Consider the following 11,863-nt stretch of genomic DNA (forward strand, 5'->3'; position numbering starts at 1 on the left):
GACGTCGCCGTGGGCCGCTCTCGTCTGCAGGGTTTGGCGCTCCTGCACGGAGGCTACTGAGCGTCGTCAGCCGTGAGCGCCGCGACAACGCTCCGGTCGAAGCGACGCGCCTGGGCTTCGTTCATCACTGTCCGCATCTCGAAGATATGGGCGATCGTCGCCTGCTGCAGCCCCCCCATGGCGTCATGGAAGTGGTCGACGGCCGGCTGAACCGCCCGGCTGTCGCCGTTGCTGACCCTGATGGCCTCGGCAAGCTCGCGATTGGCCGCCTGCACGCGAGATTCCAGCTGGACGCGCTGCCCGGCGAACCGGGTTTCGATGTCCTCGATCTCGGCCAACTGTTCCGACGACAGATCGAGATCCTTGTGGACGATCTCGTGCAAGGAAGGCGGCGCCTGCTTGTTGAGGACCCAGCTGGCGCCCGCCCATGCGGCGACCCCGCTCGCCGCGGCGGCGAGCGCGACCGTCACGGCGATGGACTTCCAGGCGATCGCCATCAGCCTACTTCCAGCCGCACCAGCGGCGATGTCGCCGCCACCGAGAAGATCGCCATCTCCGAAGCGGTCGTCTGCGCGAATGTCGCCCCGAGGCCGCCGTTGGCGATGCCGATCACAAGGGCCATGGCCACGGCGGCCAAACGAATCCGATCGGTGGCCTGCTGCGCCTGGATCGCTTTCACGCGGCTCCAGACATCCTCCTCGAGCCGATCTAGCGACACGCCGTCGCCGGGCGCGGCGCGCGCCAGCCAAATTCCGAGATCATCCATGATCGGTGCCTTTCGACGTTGTTACTGGGGATACGCATTACCCGGCGCTCATCCCTCAAGACGGAGCGGCCCAACTCGCTTTGACGCAAATCGAGGGGGACAAGCCAGACCGTGCGTAAGAGAATTAGAGCGGGTCTTCGCCGGGAGGGGCGAAAGCATGGTCATCGGAAGCCTAGCGCCAGCCGCCCCCGGCGGCGGCCCCTTCGTGAACGCGCGGATCAAATCCTCAGGAAAGGGTTGAATCATGTCGACGCCTGTTTCCCCCTCGGGACGGCATCCGTTTCCGCCTGTCATCGAGCCATTGACGAGCGTTCGCTTTTTCCTGGCGCTCGGGGTGGTGCTGTTCCATTATCAGCTGGCGTGGACCCTGCCGCCCGAGGCCTCGGGCCTGTTGAACCGGGCGCGCCTGGGCGTGGACGTCTTCTTCATCCTCTCGGGTTTCATCCTGACGCACGTCTACCTGCAGGGCGAGGCCGCTCCCCGCTTCGGGCCGTTCATCGTCGCGCGGTTCGCGCGCATCTATCCGGCCCACCTTTTCATCCTGCTGGCGATGCTGGCCATGGTCTTGGCCGCAGATTTCATCGGGATCGCCCTGCAGGGCGGGCGCTTCAACGTTCCCGACTTCCTGATGACGCTCTTCCTGGTCCAGGCCTGGTTTCCCAACCAGGACGCCGAATGGAACGGCCCCTCCTGGTCGCTCTCGGCCGAATGGTTCGCCTATCTGATTTTTCCGGCCTACGCCTGGATCGCGTTGAGGTTGAGACGCCGTCCCTGGCTCATCATCGGCCTCGCCGCTCTCCTGTTCGTGGTGCTCGACGCGGTCTATCGCGAAGTCTTCGGCCCCGTGCTGCCCCGCGCCGAGGGCAGCATGGGCGTCCTGCGCATACTCCCGGAATTCCTCTACGGCATCGGGCTCTATTATCTCGGCCAGGGCATACGCGTTTCACAAAGAGCCGCCCTCGTCCTGGCGGTCGGCTCCACCGGCCTCCTCCTGGTCGCCATGCAATACCCCCTGGACGACCGCCTCATCGTCCTGTTCGCGGGCCCCTTCCTCCTGGCGCTTGCGCTGCTCGCAAAATCCGGCGCCAGGACCTTCCTTTCCGCCCGCCCCTGGCTGTTCGCCGGCGAAGCCTCCTTCGCCCTCTACATGGTCCACATCCCGGTGCTCATGGTCTGGAGAAACGCAGCAGAGAAGCTCCACGGCCTGCCCTCCGACTACAGGATGAGCCCCTGGGAACTCGCCCTGCTCCTGGCCCTCTCGCTCGCCGTGGCCGCCTTCGTCCATGTGGCCGTAGAGCGGCCCGGCCGGCGCATCATTCGTCGGCTTTTCGCCCGAACTAACCCCACGCCCCGGCCCGAACCGGGACGTTTCGTTCACAACGACCAAGGAGAACCCCTTTGACCTATCGTTCCATGATCATCGCCGTCGCCGCCCTCGCCGCCCCCGCGATGATCACGGCGCCCGCGCTGGCCCAATCGAACGCAGAGGCCCAGGTGGTCGCCGTGCTGGATGGCTACCGCGTCGCGCTCGAGACGCTCGATGCGCCTCGCGCCGAAACCTTCTTCTGGCCCGACGCCCAGGTCTTCGAACAGGGCGGCGTCGAGGGAACCATCTCCCAGTATCTGTCCCACCACCTCGCCCCTGAATTCGCGGAATTCTCCAGCTTCGCCTTCCAGGATCATGTGACGAAGGCGACCGTCGTCGGCGACGTCGCCTATGCGACGGAGACCTACCGCTTCCGGATCGCCTTCAAGACGGCCGGCCGCGCCCCGGTTGAACGGCGCGGCGTCGCCACGAGCGTCCTTAGACAGCGCGACGGCGAATGGCGTATCGTCAGCTATCACTCCTCGACCAGAGCGCCGCGACCGGCTTCCTGACACGCGCCGCCGCCCCCTTCGCGGCTCAGACGGTCTCTATTCCCGACCTCTCCCATGCGGTGGAGGTCGGGAACCGGCCCTTCCGGCGCGAGGTTGATCCGGCAGGATCAGTTCCAATGAAAAAATTGCGCCCCTCGTCACGCCGCCTCGGAACCCAGGGTCTCATCTCGAGAGGAACTTGAATGCCGCTTGCGGACAACAAGGCCGCTCTCTCCTCCCCGGCCCCCACGGAACGGCGGGACTTCATCCACGTCGCTGCGGGAGCCATGGCCGTCGGCGCCGTCGGCATGGCGCTCTGGCCGCTGATCAACTCCATGAACCCTGCCGCCGACACCCTGGCCCTCTCCTCGGTCGAGGTCGATTACGGCAAGGTCCAGCTCGGCCAGCAGATCGTGGTCAAATGGCGCGGAAAGCCGGTCTTCATCCGCCACCGAACGCCCAAGGAAATCGCCGAAGCGGTCGCGGACGACAATGCGGCGCTACGTGACCCTGCGACGGACGCCAGTCGTCACAAGCCCGGCAAACCCGAATGGCTGATCCTGATCGGCGTCTGCACCCATCTCGGGTGTATTCCGACCTTCGGGACGGGCGACTACGGCGGCTGGTTCTGCCCGTGCCACGGCTCCCACTACGACACCGCAGGACGTATCCGGAAGGGGCCTGCGCCCAAGAACCTCTACCTTCTGGACTACGCCTTCCTGAACGAGACACGGGTCAGGCTCGGCTAGCGAACGCCCTCCCCTGCGCTGACGACGCAAGGGGAGGACATCATCGCTCCGAGACTCCTGAAGGCGACGCAGACCGTGTCGTGCGCTATGACGTCACATCATCATGGCGGCGGGCGGCGCGAGCGTTCCCATCACGGCGACGAGCCCCAGAAGAATGACCGCCAGGAGCGTCTCCAGCACCAGGCTGCGTCGCAGCGCCCTGATCGCCGAAGACTTCTGGCTCTCATCTTCCAGGGCGCGATGAAGGCACGGCGTCAGGACGAAGCGATTGGACGCCGCCAGGGCCAGCATGCCGACGAAGACCGCAAGTTTCGCAGTCAGCAGAAGGCCGTAGGGCGTCGTCAGAAGCGCGCCCAGCCGGTCAGGACCGACCAGGAACCAGGTGTTCACGAGACCCGTCGCGACCAGAAGGCCGACCGCGAGCGTGCCCATGCCGGCAAAGCCGTGCAGGGCGTCATGGGTCAGTCGGTCCCGCTCCGGATCTCCATGAGGAATAGTCAGGAACAGGCCCAGCGCAGCGAGAGCCCCCAACCACATGGCCGCAGCGGCGGCGTGGATGACATCCGCCCCTAGGTGTATGACGCCCGGAGCGCCCTCGGTGGCGCCGCCGTGGCCGGTCCAGGCCAGACTGGCGCAAACCACCAGGCCCAGGATCGCGAGGCCAATCCAGCTCGCCCGGTTGGGCCGCAGCACAAGAAGCAGGACACCAGCCAGAGCCGAGACCACCGCTCTCACCAGAAAGGCGCGGCCGATCTCCATGTCGAACGCCATATAGGCAAGGGACGCCGGTTTCAGCGCTTCCGCCATCGATCCCGCCATGACGGCGGTTTGCAGGACCAGAGCCGCGAGCGAGGCGATCGCGGTCGCGAACGCCGCAATCAGCAGCGTCTTTCGCGGCCATCTTTCGACGGCCGCGTCCGACGTGGGCATCCTGAAGGCGAAGAACAGGGGCACGCCCAGCAGGAGCATGGCGCCCAGATACTGCGCCAGCCTCAAAAGGACGACCGAGACCTCCAGCATGGCTTAGCGCACGATGAAGGTGGTGGAGCCCGTCATGCGGTGCCCGTCGGGCGAGGCCACGCGCCAGTTGACCGTGTAGGCGCCGGCGGCCAGGGCGGAGCGCGGAGACCCGCTCAGGGTCTTGCCGTCCTTCGAGACCCGGGCCTGAACCGGGATGACGGTTCCCTGGGCGTTGGCGACGTCAAAGCCGGAGAAGGCCGGGGCCATGCGTTCACTGAATGTGAGGCTGATGGTCCGCGGGGCCGCCACCGTGGCGCCGGTCGCCGGCGTGGCGCTGACGAGGCGGGCGTGGGCGTCGGCCTGTCCCGCGAACAGGGAAAGCGCGGCGACCGCGCCGGCCAGGGTTGCGATCTTGAAACGGTTCACGTGTGTCTCCTTGGGGAAGCGCCCCTCTCTCATAGATACGCAAGCCAGCGGCCTTCCCCTCAAGACCGGCGAGCGCCGGGCGAATCCTTCGCCGCCTGGATCGCCTAGAGCCTGACCGCCCGAAGACGCAGCGCATTGGCGATGACGCTGACCGATGACAGCGCCATGGCGAGCGCCGCCAGCGCCGGCGACAGCATCAGGCCGAAGACCGGAAAGAGGACGCCGGCCGCCACGGGGATTCCCAGCGTATTGTAGCCGAAGGCAAACACCAGATTCTGACGGATATTGCCCATGACGGCCTTGGACAGATGTCGCGCCCGGACGATGCCCTGAAGATCGCCGCCCAGCAGGGTGACGCCGGCGCTCTCGATCGCCACGTCTGAACCGGCGCCCATGGCGACGCCGACGTCCGCCGCGGCCAGAGCCGGGGCGTCGTTGACGCCGTCGCCGGCCATGGCCACGACGCGCCCCTCGGCCCGAAGCTGCTCCACAACCGAAGCCTTGTCCTGCGGCAGCACCTCGGCGCGCACGTCGTCGATGCCCAGGCGGCGCGCGACGGCTTCCGCAGTGGTGCGGTTGTCGCCGGTCATCATCACCAGCCGAAGGCCTGCGGCCTTCAGGTCGCGGATGGCGTCGGCGGTGGTGGCCTTCACCGGATCGGCGATGCCGAGGACGCCGGCCACAGCGCCGTCAACCGCGACGAAGATGGCCGTAGCGCCCTCCTCTCGCAGGGCTTCGGCCTCGGCCTCGAGGGGCGCGACATCGACCCCGGCCTCCGTCAGGTAGCGGGCATTGCCCAGTAACAGACGTCGGCCGTCGACCAGGCCAGTGACGCCGCGCCCGACCGGACTGTCGAACTCCGCAGCCTCGGAAAGCGTGAGGTCGCGATCGGCTGCGGCGCGCATGATGGCGTCGGCCAGGGGGTGTTCGCTGCCCCGCTCGAGGCTGGCGGACAGGCGAAGAAGCTCGACGTCGTCAAAACCCTCGACCGGGCGGATCGCCGTCACCGAAGGACGGCCCTCGGTCAGGGTGCCGGTCTTGTCCAGCACCAGGGTGTCCACCTTCTCGAACCGCTCCAGCGCCTCGGCGTTCTTGATCAGGACGCCGGCGCGCGCGCCCCGCCCGACACCGACCATGATCGAAATCGGCGTGGCGAGGCCCAGAGCGCAGGGGCAGGCGATGATGAGCACCGAAACCGCCGCGACCAGGGCATAGGACAGGCGCGGTTCGGGCCCGACCAGGCCCCAGACGACGGCCGCGACCACGGCGATGCCGATGACGGCCGGCACGAACCAGCTGGACACCCGATCCGCCAGGCGCTGGATGGGCGCCCGGCTGCGCTGGGCCTGGGCCACCATCTGGACGATCTGGGCCAGAAGGGTGTCGGCGCCGACCTTGTCCGCCCTCATCACGAAGGAGCCTGTCTTGTTCAGCGAGCCGGCGATGACCCTGGCCCCGGCCTCCTTGGTGACCGGCATGGATTCCCCGGTCACGAGGGATTCGTCGATGGCCACGCGCCCTTCGAGAATCTCGCCGTCGACCGGGATCTTTTCACCCGGGCGGACGCGCAGCCGGTCGCCCACCGCCACGAGGTCGAGCGTCACATCCTCGTCGGCGCCGTCGTCGCGCACCCGGCGGGCTGTCTTGGGCGTCAGGTCGAGCAGGGCCCGGATCGCGCCGGAGGTCTGTTCGCGCGCGCGCAGTTCCAGGACCTGGCCCACCAGGACCAGCACCGTGATCACCGCCGCCGCTTCGAAATAGACGGGCGCGCTCCCGTCCATGCGCAGCATGGCCGCGGGAAACAGCCCCGGCGCCAGCACGGCGACAACGCTGTAGATCCAGGCCGCCCCGACGCCCAGGGCGATCAGGGTGAACATGTTGAGGCTGCGGTTGAGGAGGGACTTCCATCCGCGCACGAAGAAGGGCCAGCCGGCCCACAGGACCACAGGCGTCGCCAGCACGAACTGGATCCAGTTCGACGTCTGCCCGGGAATTCTGTCCATCAGTCCGGTCAGGTGACCGCCCATCTCCAGCGCGGCTACCGGCAGGGTGAGGACGGCGCCGACCCAGAGCCGCCGCGTGAAGTCCTTCAATTCATGATTGGGCAGGGCTTCAGCAGTGACAGTCTCGGGCTCCAGCGCCATGCCGCAGATCGGGCAGGACCCCGGCCCTTCCTGGCGCACCTCCGGATGCATCGGACAGGTGTAGATCGTCCCTGCGGGCGCGGCCTTCGCCTTCAGCTTCTCGCCGAGGTATTGGCCGGGATCCGAAACGAATTTCGTCCGACATCCCGCCGAGCAGAAGACGTAGTCGTGACCTTCGTGCTCTGCGCGATGCTGGGCGGCGGCCCGATCCACGGCCATGCCGCAAACCGGGTCGATCGCCCCTCCGCCTTCATGCGAAGCATCCTTGTGAGCGGGAGTATGGCGAGGATCGTGGACCGTCGGCATGGCGTCACTCCAAATTCAGCGCTCGTCCGGCCTATACCCCTTGGGGGAAGGGCTCAAGGCGAGGCGCGAAGCCTGCGCCCGCCATCATACCGGCGACGATCTGCCGAACCGCCCTCAAATCGGACGGTCGCGTGGCGAGCTGCAGGCTCCCGCGACGTCCGCTCCAGCACTGGTCACGGCGTAAAAATACTATACAGGGGTATCCTATGGCGCACACATCGACCAACAAGAAGAAGCTCGTGGCCCGCGTTCGGCGGATCGCCGGCCAGATCGGCGCGATCGAACGCGCCATCGAAAGCGACACCGACTGCTCGCAAATCCTTCAGCAGGTCGCTGCGGCTCGCGGCGCCATGGGAGGACTGCTGGAAGAGCTGATCGAGGACCACCTTCGCCATCACGTCGCCCATCCCGAACTGAGCGACGCCGATCGTCAGAGCGGCGCCGACGAACTGATCGCCATCATCCGTCGCTATTCCAAGTAATCCACGCCCATGACCCTGTTCGACACCGACCACCTGACCCACGACCACCATTTCCTGAGCCGCGCCCATGACGAGAGCGCGCGCCGGACGCTGTGGGTCGTCGGCCTGACCGCCGTGATGATGGTCGGCGAGATCATCGCCGGGATGATCTACGGTTCGATGGCTTTGCTGGCGGACGGCTTCCACATGGCGACCCACGCGGGCGCTCTGGCTGTCGCGGCAGGCGCCTATGCCTACGCCAAACGCCATTCAGCCAACCGCCGGTTCAGCTTCGGGACCGGCAAGGTCGGCGATCTGTCGGGCTTCGCCTCGGCGCTGGTGCTCGGCATCGTGGCGCTGGGCATCGCCGGCGAGTCCGTCGCCCGGCTGTTCGATCCCCGCTCCGTCGCCTTCGGACAGGCCACGCTGGTCGCCATTCTCGGCCTGGGCGTCAATCTGGTGAGCGCGCTTCTGCTGGCGGGCGGCGGTCATCACCACGGCCATAGCCACAGCCATCACGGCCATGACCACCATCACCATGACGATCACCAGCATCATGGCGAGCCTCGCGACAACAATCTGCGCTCGGCCTATTTTCACGTCCTGGCTGACGCCCTGACCTCGGTTCTGGCCATCGTCGCGCTGATCGCGGGTCGGTACCTGGGTTGGGTCTGGCTCGATCCGGTGATGGGGATCGTGGGCGCGATCGTTATCGCCCGATGGTCTTGGAGCTTGATGCGCGACACCGCCGCCGTACTGCTCGACACGACGGACCAGGCTATCGAGGCGGAGGTGCGTGAATGTGTCGAAGGTCCCGGCGACGCTCGCATCACCGATCTGCATGTCTGGCGCGTGGGTCCCGAGGCCCACGCCGCCATCGTCAGCGTGACGGGCGGCGTCGACAGCGACACGATCCGCACCCGCCTCAAGCCGGTTCATGAACTCGGGCACCTGACAGTGGAATGCCGCTGACCTATCGGCGAGGAACCGACTGAACCACTACGGAATCCACCCGGGTGAGCCCCTGTGGGCCCGGCCTCCGGAAAGAGGAACCAGGGGCTCGACCACGACACATTCGCCTGGACCGGCCAGTGCGACGATCCCTCCATTGCGTTGAAATCGGATTCCCCCTAACGGGAATCGTCAGGGAATTTACTTCTTGCCGCAGCTGTTACGCCTCCTTTGCATCTGCCTCGGCGTGACCATCATGGTCGCGGTGCAGATGCATGGGGTGGTCAACAACCAGCATCGCGTCCAACACAGCGTACAGTTCCCCGGCGTGACCTATGAAGCCATGGCGGAAGTAGCCCACCACCACGATCACGTCCCTGCGAGCGAAGCACCGGACGGCGGCGCGGTCCTCGACGTCGCCGACAATGGCGACGCCCCCTTCAGTCACCATCATCACAGCGGCGGCGACATCCACCTGGCCCTGACCGCGCCCGTCCACCCTGTCGGATCCGGCCTGCTAGCCTCGCTCGACCTTGGGCCTGCGCCGGACGCCCTGCCGCCCGGCCTGACCGGCGATGATCCCTCACATCCTCCAAAACACGCGCGCCTGATCGCCTGATCCTGCGCGGCCGTTCGGCCGCGCGCGCCCCTGTTTTTGGAGACTATCCTTGAGACATCCCATGTCCGGCGCTGCCGGATGGTGGGCGCGTCGTGCGGCCGTTTCGGCCCTCGCGCTCACGCTCGCGGCGGCCTGGCCGCCCGTCGAGGCGTTCGCCCAGGCGACGCCCTCGACCGCGCCTGCCCGGCCCCTTCCTCTGGAAGAGGCTCTCCGTCGCGCCGTCGGCGCCGATCCGGCGCTCGCCGGGACCGCCGCTCGCTCCCAGGCGGCTGAAGCCGGCGTGCGCCAGGCCGACGTCCGCCCCAACCCCACGCTCGGCCTGATGGTCGAGAACCTTCCCACCCTTGGCGGCGGGGACATCCTCGGCCGCACGGAAACCACCCTCTCCTATGAGCAGCGCCTCGAGCGCGGCGGCGACCGCACCGCCCGGGTGACGCTGGCCCGCGGAGAAGGCGCGCTCGTCGCCGCCCAGGCTCGCGTGGCGCAGCTGGACCGGCTCGAACGGGTCCAGCGCACCTGGTCGGAAGTCCTGGCCGCCGAGGGCCAGCTGGAGATCGCGCGTGAGCGTCTCGCCCTGGCCGAGCGTTTCCAGGCGGAGGTGCAACGCCGGGTGAACGCGGCGCGCGACCCGCTGTTCGCCGGGGCCCGCGCCGAAGCCGAGCTGGCCCAGGCCCAGATCGATTTCGACCAGGCCGAGATAGCCGTCCGCATGGCCCGGATCACCCTGGCCAAGTTCTGGGACGGGGGCGCCGACTTCGTCATCGGCGCGACCGCCTTCGAGGACGTCAGCGCCGCCCGCGTCGCGGCGGGCGAGCCGGCCCAGGCCGATCTGGACGTCTTCGCCGCCCAGCGCACGATCGCCGAGGGCCGCGCCCGCGTCGAGGAGGCGCGGGCCGTTCCCGACCCCACCGTCAGCGTCGGCGTACGTCACATCTGGGACAATGAGGTCGCGCTGGTCTTCGGCGGAAGCCTACCGCTTCAGCGCCACGACCGGAACCAGGGCGCCATCGACCGGGCGCGCGCCGAAGGCAATGCCGCCCAGGCGGACATGAACGCCTTGCGCACCGAGCGTGAGCGCGAGATCGCCCGCCTACAGGTCCAGCTCCTGGCCAGGGCGAACGAAGCCCGTCGGATCAGGGAGGAGACCCTGCCCCAGGCCGAACGCGCCGTGACCCTCGTCCGCGAAGGCTTCGCCCGCGGCGGCTTCACCTACAACGACGTCATGAGCGCCCACACGGCCCTGTTGCAGACCCGGGCGCGCCGCGTGACGGCGCTTCAGGCCTTCCATCTTGATCGCGCCCGCCTTGACCGGCTGACCGGCGCCCATGCCGATCTGATCGGCCCGGAGATCCAACCATGATCCGCTCCATCTCCGCCCGCCTTCTCGGCGGGGCGGCCATGGCCGCCTGCGCCCTGGCCCTCTCCAGCTGCGGCGAGCGCGCCAAGCCGGCCGAGGGCGGCGAGGCCGAAGCGGCCGCCGCCGCCGACTATGAACGCGGCCCCCACAACGGCCGCCTGCTGCGCGACGGCGACTTCTCGCTCGAGATCACCATCTATGAGGAAGGTCCCGAGCCCCTGTTCCGCCTCTACCCCTACCTCAAGGACAAGCCCCTCGATCCCGCCCTTGTGTCGGCCGACATCGCGCTCACCCGCCTGGGCCCCAAGGTCGACCGTTTCCAGTTCACCCCGGAAAAGGACTATCTCGCCAGCCCCGGCGTCGTGTTCGAGCCCCACTCCTTCGACGTGGCCGTGAACGCGACCCAGGCCGCCAAGCGCTCGACCTGGACCTATCAGTCCTATGAAGGCCGCACGGTCATCACCCCGACGGCCGCCCAGGCCGGCGGGGTCACGACCCAGACGGCCGGCCCCGCCGTCCTCGGGGAAAGCCTGCCGCTCAGCGGGCGCGTCGAGATCACGCCGGAAGGCCAGAGCGAGGTCCACGCCCGCTACCCCGGTCGGGTCGTGGCCATGAACGTCCAGCTCGGCCAACGCGTCACGCGCGGCCAGGTCCTGGCGCGCGTGGAATCCAGCGAAAGCCTGCAGACCTACGCCGTCACGGCGCCGATCTCCGGCGTCATCCTGGCCAAGAACGCCAACCCCGGCGCCATCACCGGCAACGGCGCGCCCATGCTGGTCATCGGCGATCCGACCCGGCTTCACGCCGAGTTCTTCCTCTATCCGCGCGACGCCGAACGCGTGCGTGTCGGCCAGAGGGTGGAGGTGACGAGCCTGGCCGGCGAACACCGGGCCAGCGGCGTGATCGAAGCCATCCTGCCGTCGGATGACGTCCTGAGCCAGACCCTGGTCGCCCATGTCGAGCTGCCCTATCAGAACGGCGTCTGGCGTCCGGGTCTGGGCGTCCAGGGATCGGTCCAGGTCGGCGAAGGCGAGGCGCCGCTCGCGGTGCGGACCAAAGCCCTCCAGCCCTTCCGTGACTTCACCGTCGTCTACGCCAGGGTCGGAAACACCTATGAGGTGAGGATGCTCGAACTGGGCCGCCGCACCGACGAATGGACCGAGGTCCTCGGCGGCCTGGAGCCCGGGACCGAATATGTCGTCGACGGCGCCTTCCTCATTCGCGCGGACATCGAAAAGTCCGGCGCGAGCCATGACCACTAGGGGGC

13 protein-coding genes are annotated in these 11,863 nt (G+C 67.9%); 8 read left to right on the forward strand and 5 right to left on the reverse strand.

The features are described from left to right. Positions 1-53 precede the first annotated feature (53 nt). Entirely contained in the window at positions 54-497 is a 444-nt protein-coding gene (locus BJP32_RS00675) for a periplasmic heavy metal sensor (RefSeq protein WP_003164973.1), read from the reverse strand. Further along, positions 497-766 carry a hypothetical protein gene (locus BJP32_RS00680; protein ID WP_003164974.1) on the reverse strand — a complete coding sequence of 90 codons (270 nt, stop codon included), beginning with the start codon at positions 764-766 and terminating at the stop codon, positions 497-499. The genes BJP32_RS00675 and BJP32_RS00680 overlap by 1 nt, the downstream gene beginning before the upstream one ends. A 244-nt stretch (positions 767-1,010) precedes the next feature. Here BJP32_RS00680 and BJP32_RS00685 point away from each other — a divergent pair, with 244 nt between their 5' ends. From BJP32_RS00685 to petA, 3 genes are all read left to right on the forward strand, one after another. Continuing rightward, on the forward strand, positions 1,011-2,168 hold the full coding sequence (locus BJP32_RS00685; protein ID WP_040345415.1) for an acyltransferase: 1,158 nt from the start codon (positions 1,011-1,013) through the stop codon (positions 2,166-2,168). After that, positions 2,165-2,644: a nuclear transport factor 2 family protein gene (locus tag BJP32_RS00690; RefSeq protein ID WP_143255398.1), complete on the forward strand. Its 480-nt coding sequence runs from the start codon at positions 2,165-2,167 to the stop codon at positions 2,642-2,644. The genes BJP32_RS00685 and BJP32_RS00690 overlap by 4 nt, the downstream gene beginning before the upstream one ends. Positions 2,645-2,826: 182 nt before the next feature. Then, positions 2,827-3,372: a ubiquinol-cytochrome c reductase iron-sulfur subunit gene (petA, locus tag BJP32_RS00695; RefSeq protein WP_076222531.1), complete on the forward strand. Its 546-nt coding sequence runs from the start codon at positions 2,827-2,829 to the stop codon at positions 3,370-3,372. A 93-nt stretch (positions 3,373-3,465) separates the two neighbouring features. On the opposite strand, the gene copD is transcribed toward petA, so the two are convergent. From copD to BJP32_RS00710, 3 genes are all read right to left on the reverse strand, one after another. After that, a complete protein-coding gene (gene copD, locus BJP32_RS00700; protein WP_076222533.1) occupies positions 3,466-4,392 on the reverse strand; it encodes a copper homeostasis membrane protein CopD in 927 nt (308 codons plus the stop codon). Positions 4,393-4,395: 3 nt separating this feature from the next. Further along, entirely contained in the window at positions 4,396-4,791 is a 396-nt protein-coding gene (gene copC, locus BJP32_RS00705) for a copper homeostasis periplasmic binding protein CopC (protein WP_083673839.1), read from the reverse strand. A 71-nt stretch (positions 4,792-4,862) separates the two neighbouring features. Further along, positions 4,863-7,208, reverse strand: coding sequence for a heavy metal translocating P-type ATPase (locus BJP32_RS00710; protein ID WP_255370620.1), 2,346 nt, complete (start codon positions 7,206-7,208; stop codon positions 4,863-4,865). A gap of 206 nt (positions 7,209-7,414) precedes the next feature. Here BJP32_RS00710 and BJP32_RS00715 point away from each other — a divergent pair, with 206 nt between their 5' ends. From BJP32_RS00715 to BJP32_RS00735, 5 genes are all read left to right on the forward strand, one after another. Next, on the forward strand, positions 7,415-7,690 hold the full coding sequence (locus tag BJP32_RS00715) for a metal/formaldehyde-sensitive transcriptional repressor (protein WP_003164978.1): 276 nt from the start codon (positions 7,415-7,417) through the stop codon (positions 7,688-7,690). A gap of 9 nt (positions 7,691-7,699) precedes the next feature. Further along, on the forward strand, positions 7,700-8,641 hold the full coding sequence (gene dmeF, locus BJP32_RS00720) for a CDF family Co(II)/Ni(II) efflux transporter DmeF (RefSeq protein ID WP_040345421.1): 942 nt from the start codon (positions 7,700-7,702) through the stop codon (positions 8,639-8,641). Positions 8,642-8,876: 235 nt separating this feature from the next. Beyond that, on the forward strand, positions 8,877-9,239 hold the full coding sequence (locus BJP32_RS00725) for a hypothetical protein (protein WP_076222782.1): 363 nt from the start codon (positions 8,877-8,879) through the stop codon (positions 9,237-9,239). 61 nt (positions 9,240-9,300) lie between these two features. After that, entirely contained in the window at positions 9,301-10,599 is a 1,299-nt protein-coding gene (locus tag BJP32_RS00730) for a TolC family protein (RefSeq protein WP_076222537.1), read from the forward strand. Then, on the forward strand, positions 10,596-11,858 hold the full coding sequence (locus BJP32_RS00735; RefSeq protein ID WP_046652901.1) for an efflux RND transporter periplasmic adaptor subunit: 1,263 nt from the start codon (positions 10,596-10,598) through the stop codon (positions 11,856-11,858). Before BJP32_RS00730 ends, BJP32_RS00735 begins: the two co-directional genes overlap by 4 nt. Positions 11,859-11,863: the final 5 nt, after the last annotated feature.

This window comes from Brevundimonas sp. ZS04 (assembly GCF_001956865.1).
Classification (GTDB): domain Bacteria; phylum Pseudomonadota; class Alphaproteobacteria; order Caulobacterales; family Caulobacteraceae; genus Brevundimonas; species Brevundimonas diminuta.

Bases quoted from the DNA above. Each gene is read 5' to 3' on its own strand.
- dmeF (WP_040345421.1), top strand. From the start codon at position 7,700: ATGACCCTGTTCGACACCGACCACCTGACCCACGACCACCATTTCCTG.
- BJP32_RS00730 (WP_076222537.1), top strand. From the start codon at position 9,301: ATGTCCGGCGCTGCCGGATGGTGGGCGCGTCGTGCGGCCGTTTCGGCC.
- copD (WP_076222533.1), bottom strand. From the start codon at position 4,392: ATGCTGGAGGTCTCGGTCGTCCTTTTGAGGCTGGCGCAGTATCTGGGC.
- BJP32_RS00710 (WP_255370620.1), bottom strand. From the start codon at position 7,208: ATGCCGACGGTCCACGATCCTCGCCATACTCCCGCTCACAAGGATGCT.
- BJP32_RS00715 (WP_003164978.1), top strand. From the start codon at position 7,415: ATGGCGCACACATCGACCAACAAGAAGAAGCTCGTGGCCCGCGTTCGG.
- copC (WP_083673839.1), bottom strand. From the start codon at position 4,791: ATGAGAGAGGGGCGCTTCCCCAAGGAGACACACGTGAACCGTTTCAAG.
- BJP32_RS00675 (WP_003164973.1), bottom strand. From the start codon at position 497: ATGGCGATCGCCTGGAAGTCCATCGCCGTGACGGTCGCGCTCGCCGCC.
- petA (WP_076222531.1), top strand. From the start codon at position 2,827: ATGCCGCTTGCGGACAACAAGGCCGCTCTCTCCTCCCCGGCCCCCACG.
- BJP32_RS00725 (WP_076222782.1), top strand. From the start codon at position 8,877: ATGGTCGCGGTGCAGATGCATGGGGTGGTCAACAACCAGCATCGCGTC.
- BJP32_RS00735 (WP_046652901.1), top strand. From the start codon at position 10,596: ATGATCCGCTCCATCTCCGCCCGCCTTCTCGGCGGGGCGGCCATGGCC.
- BJP32_RS00685 (WP_040345415.1), top strand. From the start codon at position 1,011: ATGTCGACGCCTGTTTCCCCCTCGGGACGGCATCCGTTTCCGCCTGTC.
- BJP32_RS00680 (WP_003164974.1), bottom strand. From the start codon at position 766: ATGGATGATCTCGGAATTTGGCTGGCGCGCGCCGCGCCCGGCGACGGC.